Source organism: Pseudofrankia inefficax, from assembly GCF_000166135.1.
GTDB classification, from domain to species: Bacteria; Actinomycetota; Actinomycetes; order Frankiales; family Frankiaceae; genus Pseudofrankia; species Pseudofrankia inefficax.
Map to the genome: position 1 here is coordinate 7871917 of NC_014666.1, position 18362 is coordinate 7890278.

At 71.2% G+C, this 18362-nt stretch carries 23 protein-coding genes; 14 read left to right on the top strand and 9 right to left on the bottom strand.

Annotated elements, in window-relative coordinates; translation table 11 throughout:
- Nucleotides 1–59 precede the first annotated feature (59 nt).
- Nucleotides 60–1067: an NAD-dependent epimerase/dehydratase family protein gene (locus tag FRAEUI1C_RS31845; protein ID WP_041261935.1), complete on the bottom strand. Its 1008-nt coding sequence runs from the start codon at nt 1065–1067 to the stop codon at nt 60–62.
- Between the two features lie 397 nt (nt 1068–1464).
- Between FRAEUI1C_RS31845 and FRAEUI1C_RS31850 the strand changes: the two genes are divergently transcribed.
- Nucleotides 1465–2496, top strand: a complete 1032-nt coding sequence (locus FRAEUI1C_RS31850; RefSeq protein WP_013427501.1) for a zinc-binding dehydrogenase — start codon at nt 1465–1467, stop codon at nt 2494–2496.
- Between the two features lie 105 nt (nt 2497–2601).
- Complete coding sequence (locus tag FRAEUI1C_RS31855) at nt 2602–3213, top strand: GNAT family N-acetyltransferase (RefSeq protein ID WP_013427502.1); 612 nt, start codon at nt 2602–2604, stop codon at nt 3211–3213.
- Between the two features lie 79 nt (nt 3214–3292).
- Here the strand turns inward: FRAEUI1C_RS31855 and FRAEUI1C_RS31860 are convergent, their stop codons facing one another.
- Nucleotides 3293–4060, bottom strand: a complete 768-nt coding sequence (locus tag FRAEUI1C_RS31860) for an SGNH/GDSL hydrolase family protein (RefSeq protein WP_041259779.1) — start codon at nt 4058–4060, stop codon at nt 3293–3295.
- Between the two features lie 539 nt (nt 4061–4599).
- On the opposite strand from FRAEUI1C_RS31860, the gene FRAEUI1C_RS31865 reads away from it, so the two are divergent.
- On the top strand, nt 4600–5451 hold the full coding sequence (locus FRAEUI1C_RS31865; protein ID WP_013427504.1) for a DUF72 domain-containing protein: 852 nt from the start codon (nt 4600–4602) through the stop codon (nt 5449–5451).
- A gap of 166 nt (nt 5452–5617) precedes the next feature.
- The gene (locus tag FRAEUI1C_RS31870) at nt 5618–6094 is read left to right on the top strand and encodes a Uma2 family endonuclease (protein WP_083819670.1); all 477 of its coding nucleotides are present in this window, start codon (nt 5618–5620) and stop codon (nt 6092–6094) included.
- Nucleotides 6095–6265: 171 nt separating this feature from the next.
- On the opposite strand, the gene FRAEUI1C_RS31875 is transcribed toward FRAEUI1C_RS31870, so the two are convergent.
- The 3 genes from FRAEUI1C_RS31875 to FRAEUI1C_RS37800 form a co-directional block, all read right to left on the bottom strand.
- Complete coding sequence (locus FRAEUI1C_RS31875) at nt 6266–6691, bottom strand: PPOX class F420-dependent oxidoreductase (RefSeq protein ID WP_013427505.1); 426 nt, start codon at nt 6689–6691, stop codon at nt 6266–6268.
- A 224-nt stretch (nt 6692–6915) separates the two neighbouring features.
- Nucleotides 6916–7065, bottom strand: a complete 150-nt coding sequence (locus tag FRAEUI1C_RS40510; protein ID WP_013427506.1) for a hypothetical protein — start codon at nt 7063–7065, stop codon at nt 6916–6918.
- 473 nt (nt 7066–7538) lie between these two features.
- On the bottom strand, nt 7539–7730 hold the full coding sequence (locus FRAEUI1C_RS37800) for a DNA-binding protein (RefSeq protein WP_013427507.1): 192 nt from the start codon (nt 7728–7730) through the stop codon (nt 7539–7541).
- Nucleotides 7731–7880: 150 nt separating this feature from the next.
- Between FRAEUI1C_RS37800 and FRAEUI1C_RS31880 the strand changes: the two genes are divergently transcribed.
- From FRAEUI1C_RS31880 to FRAEUI1C_RS31915, 7 genes are all read left to right on the top strand, one after another.
- Nucleotides 7881–8333, top strand: a complete 453-nt coding sequence (locus FRAEUI1C_RS31880) for a DUF6011 domain-containing protein (protein ID WP_013427508.1) — start codon at nt 7881–7883, stop codon at nt 8331–8333.
- Entirely contained in the window at nt 8330–8695 is a 366-nt protein-coding gene (locus tag FRAEUI1C_RS31885) for a hypothetical protein (RefSeq protein WP_013427509.1), read from the top strand. Before FRAEUI1C_RS31880 ends, FRAEUI1C_RS31885 begins: the two co-directional genes overlap by 4 nt.
- Nucleotides 8692–9081: a hypothetical protein gene (locus FRAEUI1C_RS31890; protein ID WP_013427510.1), complete on the top strand. Its 390-nt coding sequence runs from the start codon at nt 8692–8694 to the stop codon at nt 9079–9081. Before FRAEUI1C_RS31885 ends, FRAEUI1C_RS31890 begins: the two co-directional genes overlap by 4 nt.
- Nucleotides 9082–9256: 175 nt before the next feature.
- Nucleotides 9257–9439 (top strand): hypothetical protein, encoded by a 183-nt coding sequence (locus FRAEUI1C_RS31900; RefSeq protein ID WP_041259781.1) that lies wholly within the window; start codon nt 9257–9259, stop codon nt 9437–9439.
- Complete coding sequence (locus FRAEUI1C_RS31905; RefSeq protein ID WP_013427512.1) at nt 9436–9867, top strand: hypothetical protein; 432 nt, start codon at nt 9436–9438, stop codon at nt 9865–9867. Before FRAEUI1C_RS31900 ends, FRAEUI1C_RS31905 begins: the two co-directional genes overlap by 4 nt.
- Nucleotides 9864–11936, top strand: a complete 2073-nt coding sequence (locus FRAEUI1C_RS31910) for an FtsK/SpoIIIE domain-containing protein (RefSeq protein ID WP_013427513.1) — start codon at nt 9864–9866, stop codon at nt 11934–11936. Before FRAEUI1C_RS31905 ends, FRAEUI1C_RS31910 begins: the two co-directional genes overlap by 4 nt.
- A gap of 212 nt (nt 11937–12148) precedes the next feature.
- The gene (locus tag FRAEUI1C_RS31915) at nt 12149–12331 is read left to right on the top strand and encodes a hypothetical protein (RefSeq protein ID WP_013427514.1); all 183 of its coding nucleotides are present in this window, start codon (nt 12149–12151) and stop codon (nt 12329–12331) included.
- A 4-nt stretch (nt 12332–12335) separates the two neighbouring features.
- Here FRAEUI1C_RS31915 and FRAEUI1C_RS39890 read toward each other — a convergent pair whose 3' ends face one another.
- The gene (locus FRAEUI1C_RS39890; RefSeq protein ID WP_157735114.1) at nt 12336–12698 is read right to left on the bottom strand and encodes a hypothetical protein; all 363 of its coding nucleotides are present in this window, start codon (nt 12696–12698) and stop codon (nt 12336–12338) included.
- A gap of 272 nt (nt 12699–12970) precedes the next feature.
- A complete protein-coding gene (locus FRAEUI1C_RS31925; RefSeq protein WP_232425192.1) occupies nt 12971–13195 on the bottom strand; it encodes a hypothetical protein in 225 nt (74 codons plus the stop codon).
- Between the two features lie 150 nt (nt 13196–13345).
- Between FRAEUI1C_RS31925 and FRAEUI1C_RS31930 the strand changes: the two genes are divergently transcribed.
- Genes FRAEUI1C_RS31930 through FRAEUI1C_RS31940 form a run of 3 tightly spaced genes read left to right on the top strand, consistent with a single transcriptional unit; the run spans nt 13346 to nt 13997 of the window.
- Nucleotides 13346–13528 (top strand): hypothetical protein, encoded by a 183-nt coding sequence (locus tag FRAEUI1C_RS31930; RefSeq protein WP_013427516.1) that lies wholly within the window; start codon nt 13346–13348, stop codon nt 13526–13528.
- A complete protein-coding gene (locus tag FRAEUI1C_RS31935) occupies nt 13525–13740 on the top strand; it encodes a hypothetical protein (RefSeq protein ID WP_013427517.1) in 216 nt (71 codons plus the stop codon). Before FRAEUI1C_RS31930 ends, FRAEUI1C_RS31935 begins: the two co-directional genes overlap by 4 nt.
- Before the next feature lie 2 nt (nt 13741–13742).
- Entirely contained in the window at nt 13743–13997 is a 255-nt protein-coding gene (locus FRAEUI1C_RS31940) for a hypothetical protein (RefSeq protein ID WP_013427518.1), read from the top strand.
- Here the strand turns inward: FRAEUI1C_RS31940 and FRAEUI1C_RS31945 are convergent.
- Nucleotides 13994–14293, bottom strand: a complete 300-nt coding sequence (locus FRAEUI1C_RS31945; RefSeq protein WP_013427519.1) for a WhiB family transcriptional regulator — start codon at nt 14291–14293, stop codon at nt 13994–13996. The genes FRAEUI1C_RS31940 and FRAEUI1C_RS31945 overlap by 4 nt on opposite strands.
- Complete coding sequence (locus FRAEUI1C_RS31950; RefSeq protein ID WP_013427520.1) at nt 14290–18342, bottom strand: phage tail tape measure protein; 4053 nt, start codon at nt 18340–18342, stop codon at nt 14290–14292. Before FRAEUI1C_RS31950 ends, FRAEUI1C_RS31945 begins: the two co-directional genes overlap by 4 nt.
- Nucleotides 18343–18362 lie beyond the last annotated feature (20 nt).

Consider the following 18362-nt stretch of genomic DNA (forward strand, 5'->3'; position numbering starts at 1 on the left):
TGTACCGCGCCGATGCCATCAGTCCCGCGATGGAAGGTGGTCTTCTCGTTAGATCCGGGCTACTTCGCCGCCGCGCGCTCCTGTTCGACGTAGTACTTCGCCGCGGCGCGGATGGAATCCCGGGTCGGGGCCGGGTGCCAGTCCAGCTCCCGAGAGGCCTTGCCGTGGTCGAGCGGCGACATGAAATGCATGAGCCGTACCGTGACGCTGGTCATCACCATGTCGCGGCGCAGTACGCGTCCGCCCAGGTCGCCGAGGCGGCCGAACACCTTCATCACGCCGATCGGGATCCCGAAGCGCGGCGGACGGGTGCCGACCGCCTCGGCCGCCGTCGTCACGAGTTCCTGCCAGCTCATGAAGGACTCGCTGATGATGTACCGCTCGCCGACTCGCCCCTTCTGTCCGGCGAGCAGGAAGGCCGCGGCGGCGTCGGTGATGCCGACCACCTCCATCGACGCGTTGCCGAAGTAGATGGGCAGCTTGCCGAGCGCGGCGTCGGACACCATGCGGCCGTGCGGCGAACCGAAGTCAGGCGCCCCGTACGTCGTCGACACGTTCATGACGATCCCCGGCAGCCCGCGCTGGCGGCAGTACTCCAGAACGAGCTCCTCGGCTGCGACGCGCGCCCTGATGTATGGCCCGCCGAGGTGCATCCAGTTGTGCGGGAGTTCTTCGTCGGCCAGACCGTCCGTGGACACACCGATCGTGCCGACGGTGCTACAGAAGACGAAGCGCCGCACCTTCATCTCCAGTGCCGCGTCGAGCGCGTGCCGCAGGCCGTCGACGTTCGTGGCGAACAGCGGCGCCGGGTCGCGCAGCCAGGCCCGAGCGTCGACGACGCAGTAGAACACCGTGTCGACGTCGCGCATCGCCTCGCGCATCGCCTCGTCGTCGGTCAGCTCCCCGTAGCAGCGCTGCACCGGAAGGTCGTCGAAGGCCCGGGTCGAGCTGGACCGGCGAATCCACACCCGGACGTCGTCGCCGCGCTCCACCAGCTGTCGTGTGACGTGCGAGCCCAGAAATCCGCTCGCGCCCATCACCAGTTGCCTGTCGACCACGAATGACATCCCTTCGCTGCCGCGTTCGTCCGCCATCGGACTCCGCGAGCCCACTATCCAGCGGGGCGTCCACAGAATCCACCCGGTCCCATGCGCCCCGACCGTCATCCGTCTACTGACCATGGCCGTGACGGCACGGCTGAGGCATCAGGCTGTCATACCCGCGCCGACGGCCTGGATGTGGACCGCTCCCGGGTAATGACAGACCCTCCCTCACGTCTGCGACCGGACCTAGCGTGGAGTCAGCGACGCCCCCGCGGGGCTCGGGCCGGCGCCGGCGCCGGTGCCGGTGCCGGTGCCGGTGGACGCGATCCGGCCGGCGCCCGGCCGGGTACCACAGGCGCGGGGACGCCCCTGACCATCAGCGACTCCAAAGAGTTTCCTATTGACTACGAAAGGTGCCGTTATGCGCGCGACTGTGATGTACGGTGCCGGCGACGTCCGAGTCGAGAACGTCCCCGACGCTCGACTGGCGGAGCCGACCGACGCCGTGGTGCGCGTCGTGGCCGGCTGCATCTGCGGCAGCGACCTGTGGCCCTACGGCTCCATGGAGGCCACGGGCCAGGGCCGCCGGATGGGGCACGAGTTCCTCGGCGTCGTCGAGGAACTCGGGTCCGAGGTGCGCGGCCTGCGCCAGGGCGACCTGGTGGTCGCGCCGTTCGTCTGGGCCGACAACACCTGCGACTTCTGCCGCGAGGGCCTGCAGACCTCCTGCCGCCACGGCGGCCTGTGGGGCAACGACCTCGACGGCGGCCAGGGCGAGGCGGTCCGGGTGCCCCAGGCGCAGGGAACGCTGGTCAGGCTGCCGGTCGGCGCGGACTCGGCGCTGCTGGCGTCCCTGCTGACACTGTCGGACGTGTTCTCCACCGGCCACCACTGTGCCGTCACCGCCGGAGTCAGCCCGCGCACCTCCGTCACCGTGATCGGGGACGGCGCCGTCGGGCTGTCGGCCGTGCTGGCCGCCCGCCGGCTCGGCGCCGAGCAGATCATCCTGATGGGCCGGCACAAGGACCGCACCGATCTCGGCCGCGAGTTCGGTGCCACGGACGTCGTCGCCGAGCGCGGTGAGGCGGGGGTCGAGCGGGTCCGGGAGCTGACCGGCGGCGACGGCACCCACACGGTGCTCGAGTGCGTCGGCCTGCGGCCGGCGATCGAGACCGCCCTGGGGGTCGTCCGGGCCGGTGGCGCCGTCAGCCGGGTCGGTGCACCCCAGTACACCGAGGTACCGATGGACTTCGACGCCTTCTTCCGCAATGTCACCCTCACCGGTGGGGTGGCGCCGGCCCGCGCCTACATCGAGGAACTCCTGCCGGACGTGCTCGACGGCAAGATCGACCCCGGGCGCGTCTTCGACCGGGTCGTCGGCCTCGACGACACCCCGGCCGGCTACCGGGCGATGGCCGACCGAGAGGCGCTCAAGGTGCTCATCCGCCCCTGACCGGCCAACGGGGGTCACCGGCGACTTACCGTCCCCGGACCCACCGGCACAGGCCAGGCGCCCTCGCCTCGTCCGGCTGGCCCGCCGTGCCCTAGGGTCGCCGGCATGACCTCTCCTGGGCTCGCGCTCGGGCCCCTTCGGCCGAGCTACCCGATCGAGACCAGACGGCTCCTGCTGCGGCCCATCGACCCGGTCGGCGACCTCGATGCCATGCACGCCTACCTCTCCCGGGAGGACGTGTGCCGGTACATCCCGCCGGAGCCGAGGAGCCGGGAGCAGGTCGCCGAGCGGCTCGCCAATCCCGAGCTCGTCCGGTCGGAACTGGACACCGAGGGGCAGTGCCTGGCGCTCGCCGTCGTGCTGCGGGAGTCGGGGGACCTGATCGGCGACCTGATCTTCTTCTGGCACAGCGCCCTGCACCGCAGCGGCGAGATCGGCTACGTCGTCAATCCCGAGTACCACGGGCAGGGCTACGCCACGGAGGCCGCGCGGGCCCTCCTCGGCCTGCTGTTCGACGAGTTCGGGCTGCACCGGGTGACGGCTCGCATCGACGCCGAAAACCCGGCCTCGGCCGCGGTGCTGACCAAGCTCGGCATGCGGCAGGAGGCCCTGCTGGTCGAGAACGAATGGTTCAAAGGACGGTGGAGCACCGAGATCGACTTCGCGATCCTCGATCGGGAATGGCGCGGACGGGCCGGCCTCGGCTCTGATTCGTGACCCTGGCGCCGGACCACCTCCGACCCGCCCATACCGGCCCGGCCGCAGGAGGCCGACCCGTCCGGCGAGGTCATCCGGATCAGCTGGGCTGGCCGCTCTCGCGGTGCTCCAGCGCCTCGGCAAGCAGGTCCGCCACCCGCGCGACGCCTGTCGCATTCGGGTGGTAATAGATGCCGTAGGTGTCGGAACCATTGAGCCAGCGGTCGGTGGAGCTGGCGCACACGTCATGGCCGACGCTCGCGGTGTAGACATCGACAAAGGAGACGTCGGTGTCCGCGGCCGACCGCCGCAAGGTTGCGTCGAGCACCAGCCCGATCGACGTCAGCCGACCGGTGTCCGCCGCGGAAATAATATTGTCAGTGCAAGTTGCAGGCGGGTCCGGAAATATGCGCGGATAGCCGAGGATGTAGATGCGCGCATCCGGCGCATCCGCCCTCAGCGCACCGATGAGCCGAACGAGACCGGAATGCAGGGCCACCGCGGCCTGTCCCAGATCGGTCGCGGCGGGCAGCCCGGGGCATGGCTTGCTCGCGCGGGCGGCCTCCATGCAGCGCTGGATGGCGGCGCTGTAGTCGAGGTCGTTCCCACCGGCCGTGATCGTCACCAGGCGGGTGTCCGGGGTGACCGCGTCGAGCTGCGCGGGACGGCCGTCCTGCGGTGTGTCGAACAGGTTCGCGATAGTCGCGCCGGCGCAGGTGACGTCGACCAGGTTGAGCCCGAAGCGCTTGGCCACGACGTGCGGATAGTTGTCCGCCGCGCGCTGACAGCCCGACCCGATGTCGGGACCGGTTCCGGAACCGGCGGCGAACGAGCTGCCCATGGCGACGTAGCGACCGGTCAGCGGCACGGGGGAACTGCTCGGAGAGGTGGTCGTCCCGCCGCCTGGGATCCCGGTCGTGCCACAACCAGCCATCGCGACCGCTCCAGCGAGGCCGGCGAGAACAACGACCAATGACCGGCGGGGCCGTCGGGAGTGCATCCATGCACCTTTCACTGAGCGCTCTCTGACTGGGCGCCATTTCGATAAGGCGCACCGGATAGTCAACATGCGCGCCAATCGACCAGGCCGCGGGCAGTTCGCGACGTGGCACACCGAATCCACATCAGGGGTCACCGTCGCGGGTGTCACCCGCGCTCGGCCATCCTACAACAGCCGATTTTTACGAACAATTGATACGAGCGCTCGGCATGTGCATAACACACATGCGGGACGAGTCCGCCGGGCGCGGCCAACCACGCCTTACCGCCCCGTCCGGGCACAACCGCCGCGGCACCAGGCAGGACGTATCCCGGCGACCGCCATATACGGTGCGATCGTCGCGCCCGCGGCCCGGCGGCGCGATCCGGAGGCCGCCTCCGGCGGTCGGTCGACGGAGGGCTCGGGGCATGCACCTGCACGTGGGCTGCGCGATGTGGTCACACAAGTCGTGGCAAGGCCGCTTTCTCCCGCACCCGCTACCGGCGCATGAGCGGCTGCGGCACTACGCCAGCTGGTGCACCGCGGTCGAGGGGAACACCACGTTCTACGCGACGCCGGCCAAGGACACCGTCACCTCCTGGTCCGCGCAGACCGACCCGGCCTTCCGCTTCGTCGTCAAGCTACCGAAGATCATCACGCACGAGCGGTGCCTCACCGACGTCGACGAGCCGCTGCGGCTGTTCCTGGACGCGATCGAGCCGCTCGGCCCGCGGGCCGACGCGCTCTGGATTCAGTTGCCGGCGGCGTTCGGCCCGGCCGACGTCCCGCTGCTCGCCGGTTTCCTACGCCGGCTCAGCTCGTCCTACCGGTACGCCGTCGAGGTCCGCCATCTGGCGTTCTTCGAGGACCCGCGGGCGGCCCGGCTGTTGGAGGAGACCCTCACCGCCGCCGGCGCCGAGTGGATTCCGTTCGACACCACCGTGTTCTTCCAGAGCCCGCCGGCCAGTGCCGCGGAGCGGGACGCCTGGGTCAAGAAGCCAAGGGTGCCGGCGCGGCTGGTGGCGCTGACCGAGCGGCCGATCGTCCGCTACCTCGGCCGCGACGACGCCGCGCGCACGGTCGACGGGTGGGCGCGGTGGGTCGACATCGTCGCCGCCTGGCTGCGTGAGGGCCGGTCCCCGACCGTCTTCGTCCACACTCCCGACAACGCCGACGCGCCCGAGCTGGCCCGGCGCTTCCACGATGAGGTCCGGGCCCGGGTGCCCGCGCTGGAACCGCTTCCCGCGCCGATCCCGGCCGCGCCGCTCACCCTTTTCTAGCGCCCCGACCGCCAGGGCCAGCCGTAACCGCCGAGGTCAGGCGGCGCCTGGCCGCCGAGGCCAGCGGCTGGCCTGGTCGCCGGTGGACGCGGTCGGGCCAGACTGTCGGACCTCCGGCGCATGCTAGGGAACCGAGCGGGGCAGCCACAGCCGCCTCCGCGCCGACATCGAGGTCGCCGACGGCCGCGTCGTCACGGCCGCCGTGGCCTCCACCCAACGTCGGCGAACCGCCCGGATCATCGCCAACGCGCTCGACACCGCCGGCGGGACCGACTGGAACGCTGACGTCGCCGTCGAGGTCCGGCTGACCGACGCGCCCCTGACGCTGCGCCGCCCGGATGTCGTCGTCTACCGGGCCGACGCGGTCGCGCTGACCCCGATGCGCGCCCAGCACGTGTTGTGCGTCGTCGAGCTGGTCTCCCGCGCGTCACAGGCCACCGGTCGGATCGTCGGCGTGCACCGTTACGTTCGCGCGGGCATTCGTCACTACTGGCGGATCGAATGGTCGGCGACCGGCGTTCCGGTCGCCTGCACCTACGTCCTGGACCCGGTCAGCCAGGCCTACCGCGAGGAAGCCATCTGCAACGGCATCGTGCATGTCACCGAGCCGTTCCCGGTAACCATCGACCTCACCCGGATCTAGGGACCTGTCCGCCGAGGTCGACCTCGTCCCGAGATCGGCAAGATCACTGATTTCGCCCTCGCGTAGCTGTACCCACAGCGGTTTTGTGACCACTTGAAGGCTAAAACGGCGATCATGCCAACAGGCCGACCTTGCCGGAGACGGCGCTGGGGACGCTTCCGGGACGCTCCGTCAGTGGCCGCCGGTCCACGGGCCGATTCCGCCGACGCGGTCGACGGAGATCGAGAGGACGTAGCCTTCGGGCGGGTTCGGCATCGGCGGGTAGGTGGCGTCCGGGCCGAGGTAGACCTTCGCGAGCCGGTTGAGCAGGGCGGGCGCTCCGCCGTCGTTGACCGTGGCCGTCCCGTGCACGATCAGGTACTCGGTCATGCCGGCGGCGTTCAGCACGCCGGTCTCGATCGTCAGCACCACCCGCGGGTCGCGCCGGATGTTACGGATCTTCTGGTACTCGGCCAGGTGAGCGGTGACGATGGCGTCCCCGTCCAGCCCGATCCACACCACGCTTGCCTGCGGGCTGCCATCCGGATTCAGGGTGACCAGGTGGCCCAGATTGCCCCCGGTGATCACCGATCGCGCCTCGTCAGTCAATGCGGCCACGCAGAGCCCCCTCGGTGTCAGACAGAACGCGGCGTCCGGATCAGCGGGCGCCGCTGTCCCCACAACCTAGAGCGCAGCGCCCGCGTTCCCGACCAGCCGAGCCGCCTCATCCACCGCCTACTCGCCGCCCCTGGCGAGATCCTGTCGAAGGGCCTATCCGTTCGCAGATGGAGCCGGCCGCGGGGCACTCGGCCGGGTCCGGCGGGCCCGCAGCCGCTCGGCGCCTATCGACGGCCTACCCGGCGGCCGGCGCGGGCTGTCCGCCCGAGGCCGCAGAAGTACCGACGGTGGATCTCCAGCAGGCTGGCGGCCTCGGCGCGCGACGCGACCTTCTCGGACTTGGTCTTGCAGTCAGGGCACAAGTAGTGGGCCATAGCGCTGCTCCTCGCTCGTCGATCCCCGGCGTGGCCGTCCTTGGCAGAGCTATTCCACCATCTCGGACCTCTCAGACCTCGGATACCCGGACAAACGTGGTTCTCGTCATGATCGACACCTAGACGATCGGCTCGATTTCGCTCCGCGACCGTCGGCGAGCGCGGCGGCCATGGCGCCGGAGACGACACAGGGGCCCGATCCGAAGATCCACTCTTTCGAGTGAACCAGCAGACCAGGCCCCTGATCAGGAGCGGAGGCTCGGGGATTTGAACCCCGGATGGGCTGTAGACCCAAACCGCATTAGCAGTCCTCTCGCGTCCGTCCTCGCCGGTCCGGGGCGTGGTCTGCCGACGGATACAGCCAGGTCAGAGAGGGTGTCTCGTCTGGCTCGGTCCGGCTGGACGCCTTGCGTCCGTGCATTTGGTGCCAGCGCTGTGCCAGCAGTGCCAGCGCGCGACCGTGCTCGCTGCGGTCACCCTGCCGCCTTGTCTGGCCGGTGCTCGCCTATCCACTGCTCGACGTCGGCAGGCCTCCAGAGGCGCACCTTGCCGTGCGCTACCGACGGCGCTGGGAAGCCGTCGCGGTGGGAGAGCTGGCGGGCGCGCTCGGCTGAGATGCCGAGTCGGCGGCCGATGTCGCCGGTAGTCCACACGTCGTCGCTCACGAGGACAGGGTATTGCGTTACCCCAACCCCGTGTCTAGTATTGGGTCACCCCAACCCCTTGGGGTGACCCAAATGTAGGCGGGCCCGGTCGGAGTTGCCTCTCCGGCCAGGCCCTAACGGAACCGACCTGACTCACCAGGGGGACCCGCTGTGACAGACCTTCTCACCCCGACCCGCGATCCCTTCGCGGGCCTGGACCCGTTCGGCGCCGACACCGACGAGATGGCGGCCCGGTTCGCCGCCGTCGTCGCCGACTTCACCCCGGCGCCCGCGCCGACCTGCCTGGGCTGCGGCCGGGCGCTGCGCTCGGCCCGGTCGATCGCGGCTGGCATGGGCCCGACCTGCCTGCGCAACGCCCGCCGCCGTGCCGCCCTGCTGGCCGGCTCGTTCACGGACCGCCAGATCGAGGCCGCGGTCGAGGCCGTCGAGGACGGCGCCGTGATCCCGGCCGAGACCCCTCGCGTCTGGCTCATCGTCGGCTCCAAGGGCGACGAGATCTACACGACCGACGGCGCGGTCTGCGACTGCCTCGCCGGACAGAACGGCCGCGCGTGCTGGCACCTGGCCGCGACCGCGCTCGTCACCCCGGCGGTGGCAGCGTGAGCGCCGCGACGGCCACCCCGGCCCACATCCTGTCCGGACCATCGGTCGAACGACGCTTGAGCGTCCTCAGCGACTTCGCCCGCGTCGCCACGATGGTCGGCAACACCCTGGACTTCGAGATCTTGTCCGACAAGTCGGTCGAGGTGCTCGCGACCCTGGCCGAGGTCGCCTACGGCGTCGCTGAGGCGCTGCTGGAGCGCGACGCGCTCGCCCAGTACGAGCGCGAGGGGATCTCGGCGGACGACGTCCCGGCGTCGGGCAGTCTGCCGGCGAAGGCCTGCGAGCGGCTCGCGGAGGCGTGCTACCTGCTCTATAGGGGCGAGATGCGCGCCCACTTCGCCGCCATTGAGGCCACCCGGTGAGCGCCGCCGACCCGCGTCTTACCCTCGCGCTCGCCTGGGGCTCGGCCGTCCGCGCCGCCGACGTCGTCTCGCTGGGCCTCGGCCTGTGGGCCGGCCGCGGCGACTGGGCGAGCTGCTCGGTCGAGGCGCGCAACACGGCCGGCATCGAGGCTCTCGCGAACATCGACAAGGCGCTCGCCGAGCTGGCGGCCGTCCGAGACCAGATCCGCGACGAGGTCGACCGGGCCGAGGTGCCCCGGCGGATCGCGGCCGATGAGCGGTACCTCGCCGAGGCCGAGGAGCGCGGCGATCAGCCGATGATCGGCTACTACTCGCACTACCTGACCGTGAACCGGGCCCGGCTCGCCGAGCTGGACCGGGCGGCGCGCGCCGGTGGTGTCCGGTGAGCGCCTCGCTGTTCTGCCGGGAGCGGGTGTGTCGCCGCTGTGCGGCACCGGCCGACCCGGCGCTGTCCGAGGCGGCCGGCTGGTGCACGCCCGGCTGCCGGGACGCCGGCCGGGCCGACATGCGCCGACGGGCCGCCGGTCGGGCGCGGCGTCGGCGGATGCGGACGGCCGGCCGGTGATCCGCATCCTGGCCGCTCTGGCCGTCCTCGCTGTCCTGCTGCCCCTGCCGGGCGTCGCCCTGGCCCTGGTCGTCCTCGCGGCGACCGTGGCCGTGGGCGCGTTCGCCCGGTGGTCCTACCGGGCGGATCCGCCCGTCTGGCGGTCGCCCGGCCCGAACTGGTCCGGGAGGTTCGTGTGAGCGCACGCGTGAAGCACGTGATCGTGCTGCCGATGCCGTGCACCGCCGGCCAGCTGCGCGCAGCCCTTGCCGGTCTCATCGACGACGCCCCGCTCGTCGATGTCGCCCTTGCTGGCAACGACGGCAAGCCGATCACGGTCGAGGGCCTGGCCGACGTCGCGCTGGTCATCGGCACGGCCGGCGGCGACCCGGTGGCGACGGTGGCGACCCCGGGCGGCGATCCTGTCGCTAGCCGGGCGCTGGCGCCGGCCGCCGCCGCGGCGCGGCCGACGGGCCGGAGCAAGCTGGCCGGCCTGGTCGCCGAGCTGCCCGCCGACGACGGGCGCAGCGCCCGCCAGCTCGCCGAGGATCTCGCCGCCGAGGCGGGCATCAAGCCGGCGTCGGCACGCCGGTACCTGACCGGCCTGCGGGCGGGTGGCGCCTCATGACCGAGGCGACCACCGACGTCGACACCCCGCCCGGCGGCCTGCTCGTCCCGGGCCCGTGGACGCCCGCACCAGTCGCCGAGCCGGATCCGCCAGCACCAGCACCAGCGGTGACGCGGCCGCCGCCGCGGCGGCCGGCGCTGGCCGCCGAGCCGCTCACCCTGCCGGCGTGGACCCGCGATGCCACGGTCGCCCGTGCGCGCGCCGCGCACGGTGCCCGCGTCGCCGGCCGCCTGGCCGCCCGCGGCACCGTGCGTTCCGTGCCGTCGGTGGTCGGCGGCGGGGTCCGGGCCGGCCGGGGCTGGTGGCGTTGGGTGCAGGCCGACGATCTCGCCGACGAGCTGCGCGGCCCGGACGGGAAGCTCGGCGAGAAGGTGTTCGTCATCCGCGACCACCGCAAGGCGCGCTGGTACCTGACCGGTGGGCTGCTGCTGACCGCCAGCGTCGGCGAGACGGTCGCCGCCTACACGGTGGGCGACGTCATCCCGGCCGTGTCGGGGCTGGTCGTCGCCGGGGCGTTCGCGATCGCCGGCCGACGCCGGGGCGGTACCGCCCCGGCCCTGCTCGGCGGCATCGAGCGGGACGTCCGGTTGGAGCTCGCGCCCGAGCACCTGAACGCCGCGTTCCGCGCGGCCGGGATGCTCAGGGCGGACGCGGCGCTGATCCTGCGCTCCCCCGTCGTGCGCGACCGGGCCGGACGGGGCTGGGAGGCCGTCTTCGACCTGCCGATGGGTGGCGGGAAGACCGCGGCTCACGCGATCGCGAAGCGGGACGTCATCGCCGCCGAGCTGGGCGTCGACGAGATCCAGCTCATCATGAGCCGGATCCGCGCCAGGCAGGGCGGCAACGGCAAGCGCATCGCGTTCTGGGTCTGCGACGACGATCCCTACCTGGGGAAGCCGGTCGTCTCCCCGCTCGTCGACCTGGAGTCGTTCGACTTCTGGGGCCTGGTGCCGTTTGGCCAGGACGCCCGCGCCGAACGGATCGAGGTCGGCCTGCTCTGGCAATCCGCCTTCTTCGGCGGCCTGCCCCGGCGCGGGAAGACGTTCTCCATGCGGCTGCTCGTCGCCGCCGCCGTTCTGGACCCGTGGTGCCGCCTCTACGTCGCCGACGGCAAGGGCGGCGCGGACTTCCGCTCACTGGCCGGGGTCGCCCACCGCTACGTTCGCGGCGCCGACGAGGCCGACCTCGAGGCCTTCGAGGCGATGCTCGACGAGCTGATCGCCGAGATGTCACGGCGGTTCGCACTGTTCGCGACGCTGCCCACGGCGGTCTGCCCGGAGGGCAAGCTGACGCCGGACATCATGCGGCGGTACAACCTGCCGCTGATCCCGGTGGTGATCGACGAGCTGCAGGAGTACTTCGAGGCGCTGGAGACCGAGAAGGACCGCGCCCGGATCATCGGGAAGCTGGCCCGGATCGCCCGGCGCGGCCCGGCCGCTGGGTTCATCCCGGTGTACGCCAGCCAGCGGCCCGACGCGAAGTCGGTCCCGACCAAGCTGCGCGAGATCGTGACCTACCGGTACTGCACGCAGGTCACGGACAAGACCAGCAGCGACATGGTGCTCGGCGACGGCAAGGCCGCGGCCGGCGCTGACGCTTCGATGCTGTCGGAGGATCACGTGGGCGTCGGCGTGCTGGTCACCGGGCCGGCGTCGTTCGTCACCGTGAAGGCGGACCTGCTCGACAACCCGGCGTTCGAGGTGATCTGCCAGCGCGGCCGGAAGCTGCGGATCGCCGCGGGCACGCTGACCGGGCAGGCCTTCGGCGACATCGGGGCCGCCGCGTTCGAGGTCGGCTACGCCATCCCGCAGATCATCGGCGACGTGATGGAGGCATTCGGGTCCCGCACCCGCATCTGGACAGAAGACCTGCTCGCCGCCCTGGTCAACCTCGACGAGGACACGTACGGCGACTGGGACGCCGACCGCCTGGCCGCCGAGCTGGCGGACGCTGGCGTGGTCCGCCACTCCAAGCAGGTGAAGATCGACGGGGTGAACCGGGCGGGCTACCTGCTGCGCGACGTCGAGGGCGCGATCCCGCCCGAGGTGCTCGCCGCCCGGCCGGTATAGGGGCCCGCCCCTGCCTCGCCGTCGCCGTCGTCCCTGCCGGCGGTGACGTTCGCCAACGCCACCCAGTAGACGCCCCTCTCTACGGCTGTAGACGGCCCGGTAGTGCCCGCTGACCTGCGACGTAGCGGCCGTAGAGGGGAGGCAGTGCCGTACACCTACGGCCCCTCAGAGGCTCTCGACGCCCACGACATCAGCCGCGAGCGGAGATCACCATGCCCAAGACCACGACCACGCACCACCAGCCCGAGACGGTCGAGGAGTTCAGCGAGCGCGTCCTCTACGGCCCCGGCGGCTTCTACACGACGGGCGGCTGGACACCCGAGCGGCGCGCCCGCCTGGCCCCGATCATCGCGGCCGTAGAGGCGCGGCAGGCCGTCGCCGCACAGCCCCGCTAGGGCCCTAGCCCGGGTGATCGAAGGCGGCCGGCCAGGTCTTGCGTCGGACGAGCTTGCCGGCCTCACCTTCGCGGTAGACGGTGATCACGCCGTCGCTGTTGCGAAGCACGGCGTAGCCGATGCCCTTGTCGATCTCGACCGTCGAGCTGGCACGGTCCACCACGTCGGGTGTGAAGCCCTCCCGGTCGGCGCGACGCAGGTAGGCACTGCGGGCCCGCAGCAGCATGCGATCCGCATAGAGATCGGACTCGTCCGGACGGGGAAGCCGGTCGCCGGCCGGTGGTGACTCGCTGGTGCTGATCTCGGCCAGGTCGCGGTTCAGGATCCTGGCCACGGCGGCGCGCAGTCCGTAGGGAAGTGAGGCCACCGTCGGCGACGGGCGTGGCGCGTTCCAGCCCAGCCCATGCTGCCAAGCGACCGCGCGCCCGAGCAGAACCCAGACCTCGTGCTGACTCTTTCGGGGTCCCCTTTTCCAGCCGCGCACCCAGGTGTTGATCAGCCACGGATCGGCGGTCGGAACCTCAAAGACGAGGCAGGGGGTGTCAGGCCGGACGGCGCCGCTGTACGTCGGCGGCAACGGCTTCGCGACGTATGCGGGCGGCTCTGGGCGGCGGCGCTGGTACCGGCTCCTACCGAAGCTCACGACGCATCCGTCGGCGCCTCGTCCCGCGGCTGACGGTTCTCGGCGATCCAGGCCGCGACCTTGTCTTCATCCCATAGCCGGCCGGTGCGCCCTGTCTGCTCGGGCGCCGGGAACGACGGACGGCGGCTGATCTGGTCCGCGCGCTCTCTGGAGACCGTGCCAGTGGGCGACGTCGGCACGAGTAGATCCGCGACGTCAGAGATCGAGATGAGCCTTCCCACCCCTTGCACCCTGTGGGGTTCACACATGGGGATTGGCACCCCGGAACCCCGCGTGTAACGTCACGGACCGGCCACAAAGAGAAAAGGCCCGCCCGGTGTGTCACCACCGGAACGGGCCACGGACGAACGCCGCAGGAGGGCGAACGCCGTATGAGCACGAGCATGCCCGAGCCGGGCCAAGACGTCGAGCCGGGTGCCGGCGACGACTGGCCGTGTAGCTGGGACTTCACGAGCGTCGCCACCGACGACGACCTACCGCCCTCCGCGCAGCACCATCGGGTATCCATCGACCCGGCCGCCCTGCGCGCCCTGGACCGCGGGGCCGGCCAGTGACCGACGAGCAGCGGGCCCGGCTGCTGCACCAGATGGCGACGAGCTACGCCAGCCGGCAGAACCCGCGCGACCGGCACGTACTCGTGCGCCTGGTCGGCGGCGAGCCCGTGGACGCGGTGATCTGCCTAACGCCCGAGGCCGCGTTGCTCGTCGCGGACGCGATGGAGCTCCAGCCGAGCGACTTCACGATCGTCATCGGGCGGGAGATGTAGCCGTGGACGTCACGCTCGTCGGCAAGCCGACGGAAGTGCAGCTAGCGCTCGACGCGCTGAACCTGATCATGAGCGTCGAGCAGTCGTCCGTGCCCGAGCCGGCTGGAGACGGCCTGTTTCGGGTGCATGCGGTCGTCATCGACCCGGATGACCCGCGGTATCAGATCAGCGACGACGTGCTCGCGGCTGAACTCGGCCTCACGCTGCCGCCCGCGCAGGCGGCACGGCGTGACGAAACCCGTGACGGAACTCCCTAGGCTTGCGCGACGAGCGCCACGCCGAGGCCAGCCGCGACAGCGTCCTCGCGCTGCTGCGCGGACAGGCCGCCGGCGGTGCCGTGCCGGCCGCCGATCGCGTGCGCCTCGAACACCAGGACCGCGGCCAGGCAGGGCACCCGGACCGGGCACGGGCCACACACGGCCCGCGCAAGGGCGGCCTGCCGCCTGGGGTCGCCGTAGAACGCGTCGGTGTCCATCCCCGCGCAGGCGGCGCGGGTGCGCCAGGCGTTGTCACCCAGCGGGAATCCGCCCCGGAATTTCTTGCGCGTCGTCACCTGCCGACCCCGGCGCGGACGTGCGAGACGACCTTCGCCAGCGTGCGCTGAACCGCGGCTTCGACGACTGCGCCTGTCTCGGCGTTCGTCATGCCGCCCGTCACGGCGACGTTGACGGCGCCGACGCTCAGCACCGGGCCCGAGTAGCCGGCGCTCGCCGAGACCATCCCGCCGTAGGCGTAGCCGGGCGGGCGGACGACGCCGACCGGGCCGCCGAGGGCATAACCCGGCGTCGGGATGACGGTCGCCGTGCCCGCGTTGATCGACGCCATCGCCGTCGGGCCGTACTTCGCGGCGGCCGACGCCTGGATCACCCACTCACGGTCCGAGAGGCGCGCCAGGATGCTGTCCGACGTCGTCGAGCCGGGGCCGCGGATCTCGCCGCCGGTCGCAGCGCCCTGAAGGCTCGACGTCAGCGCCGGGGAGTTCGGGCTGGTCGCCGAGTAGTACGCGTACTCGACGACCTGCCGCTGCGTCGTCGTGATTGTGATGCTCTTGTCGTGCAGCGCGTCCACAGCGGCGCGCAATGCGTCGACCTGTGCCTTCGCCTCGACCGAACCTGGAGCGGCGATCTCGGTGTCCTTACTGACCACCATCGCCGCCACGGTGTTGATGAATTCCTGCGTCTGGCCCGTCGCTTCCGTCGCTCCCGGAGCGGAAATCATCGTCCACTGCCAGGGGGGCACATGGCCCGTTGTGTCGATGAACTGCTGAACGAGGCCCGTGGATTCGACCGCACCTGGCGTGGTTATGGTCGTCGATTCCACCTGCGGTGTGCGCGAGAGTATTCCGTTCAGGTCGTCCATTCTCTGCATCGCTTCCATCGCGCCCGGGGTCACAACGGATGTCGATACGGAGGCCGGCATCCGGCTCAGGATTCCGGATGTCTGGTCCAGCTCTCGCAGTGCGTCCACCGCTCCGGGTACCGATACGGTCGTGGAGACGGCTGACGGCAGTCGGCTGAGAATGCCCGACGTCTGGTCGAGGTCGTTCATCGCCTGCAGAGCGCCGGGTGTAGAGATGTCGATGCGGGCGAACTTCGGCAGCGACGAGATCCGGCCGTTCATCGCGTCGAGGTCGCCTTCGGCGTCCGGAATGCCCTGGATCAGGTAGGCGGTCTGGACCGACTTCGGCATCGTCGCGAGGTTGCCCGAGATCTGCTCGATCGAGTCCCTGGTCGACGCGGCGCCGGGCGCGTCCACCGGGATCGACACGCCGCCGATCGCGGCCAGGGCCTGCGCCGAGCCGGACGTCTCGTCGATCGCCTGGCCGTACCCGTCGACCTGCGTCTTCGCGACCCCGCTCGCCTCGGCGGTGGCCTGGACCTGGCCCGTCAGCGCCGAGGACGCGCTCTGCGCCGCGCTGGCGTCGCCGGTGAACGTCGCCAGGCTCTCGCCGTAGGCGCCGGCCGCCGTCAGGGCGTCGTTGTACGCCTTGCGGTTGTCGCGGGCCGCCTGCGTGTTCCCGACCAGGCCGTCGTGGTTCGACGCGAGCTGCGTCTTCAGGTTCACCAGCGACTCGGCGAAGTTGTCCTGTGCGCGGATGACGCTGAGGCCGTTGCCCTGCAGCAGGCCGAGGGTGTCGTCGAAGCCCTCCAGCGCCTCTTTCGCGCCCGTCGTCGACTTCGTCAGGGCGTCCATGGCCCGTGCCATGTTGGTCGTGTCGATACCGGCGTTTCGCGCCTTCGTCTGCGAGTCGTCGAGGAACTGTGTGAACTTGCTTCCGTCGACCTTCGCGAGCCCCTGCGTCAGGTCGACGCCGTAGGCCGTGGCCAGGTTCTCGACCGCGGCCTCGGTGAGGCCGTACTGCGCCGCCAGGCCCTTCGCCGTGTCGACGCCCGTCTTGAGCGCCTCGGTGGTGTTCTTGATGTCGTCGGCCTGCGCCTTGCGGTTCTGTCGCACCGACGCGTCCTGCGTCAGCATCCCGTCGAGGCTGGAGTTGTACGCCTGCTGCTGCGCGGTCAGCTGCGTCAGGGCGCTGCGCAGCGTGTCCAGGTTCGTCGGGTCGACGCTCTGGTTCACCCGCGTCAGGCCCTGCTGAACCCGCTCCTGCTCCTGGTCCATCAGCCGGTAGGAGACGGCGAGCGCGGCCAGGACAACGCCCATCGCGCCCAGCGCGGTGCCGGCGCTCGCCAGCGCAACGCGAAGCACCGTCGTGCCCTCGGCCGCGGCGACGGCGCCCAGCCGGTACTGCGCCCACAGGCCGATCGCGGTCGGCAGGTAGGTGACGCTGGAGACGACGGACGCGCCGAGGGTCGTGACCCTCGCGGCCAGTGTCGTGACCGACGTGGCGATCGCCTCGGCCCTGAACGCGGCCCACGCGAGCGCCAGGGCGATGACGGCGGCCCGGTTGCCCCCGAGGACGCCGGTCGTCGTGCTCACCGCGGCGGCCAGCGCTTCGAAGCCACCGATCGCGACGGTCAGGCCGAGGTGGGCCAGGTCAGCCGCCAGCCCGTCGAGGTGCACGCTGTGCGCGATCTCGGCGACGTTCCCGATCGAGCTGGCCAGCGCGTCAAGCCCCGGCTTGACGTCGCCGAGCACCTCCGAACCGACCTTCTTCACCCCGCCGAGGAACGTCGTCAGGCCAGCCAGCGCCTGGTTCAGATACGGCAGCAGAGACGCGCCGATCTCGATGCCCGTCGCCGAGACCTTGTTCTTCAGGATGTCGAACTGCGCCGAGGTCGCCTTCATCTGCTCGGCGAACACCCGCTGAGTGGCGCCCGCGTTCTCCTGGGCGGTGCCCATCTCGCCGATGATCCTGGTGTAGTTGGCCCCGTCGCCGGCCATGAGGGCGAGAGCGCCACGAACGGCCCGGATCTCCGGGAACCACCGGAGCATTGTCTGCAGGTTCGCGTCGCCGCTGTTCTGCAGCTTCATCATCACGCCATACAGACCGATACCCGTGTCGGACAGGTCCGACTGCGATATGCCGAGCTTCGTGAACTCCTGCCCGAGCGCCGCCGACGGCTTGATCAGCTTGCTGATCAGGTTGTTCAGCGACACGCCCGCGTTGCTTGCGGACATGCCGGACAGGGTCATCGTGGCCAGGGCCGATCCAAGCTGCTCGATACCGACGCCCGCCTGCGCGGCGTTCCCGACCGAGTTCGCGACAGCGCTCGTGAGCGCTTCGAACGAGATGACGCCGTAGTTGACCGTCTGGAACAGGGCGTCCGACACCCTGGTGGCCGAGTCCGCGCCGAGGCCGTAGGCATTCAGGGAGGCGACGATCGCCTTCGAGGCCGTGTCAGTACTCGTCAGACCAGCGGACGCGGCCTGCGCCGAAACACCCAGGATCGACATGGCGTCTGCGCCGTAGAAGCCAGACGACGCGATGTTGTACAAGCCCTCGGCGAGCGTCTGAGCGGACTGCGGGAGCGTCCGCGACATGGCCAGGATCTGCTGCTCGGTCGCACCGAAGTTCGCGCCGACCTCCGCGTCGATGCTGGCCACGTTGTGCATTTCCGCGTCGAACTTCGCCGCCGCGCCCACCGACGCGATCAGGCCCACCGCCAGCGCCGCCAGGCCCACCTGCCCGGCGAACTGCGCCGCGTTCCCCATCGCGTTCGCGCCCAGCGCCGCCGACGTCGTCGTGCCAGCCATGCCCGCGAGGCGCCCCTCGGCGACCCCGGCCGCCGTCGCCATCGACCCCGCCGAGCGCTCGGCCGACGCCAGCGTCGAGGCGAAGCCCGCCGTCTCCGCGCGGGCTGCTGCCGTCGTCGACGCGCCGGCAGCCGCCGCCGACGAGGACGCCCGGATACCAGCGGCGCTCGCATCCGACGCCGCGCCCAGCCGGGCGAAACTCGCCGCCGACGTGGTGAGGCTCGCGTCCATCCGCGCCGCGCTCGTCGCCATCAGGTCCGCCGCCGCCGAAGCCCGAGCCAGCGACCCCGCCAGAGCCGCGGCACCGCCATCCAGCCGCACCGACGCCTGCGCCCCGGCGGACATCTCCCGCGTGAACGCCTGCGTCGCCTCCGACGCCTGCGCGTAGGCCCGCACCAGCGGCGACGCGTCACCCGAGATGACGACGGAGATGTTCCGAAAGGCGCTCACATGCCCATTTTGGCACCGAG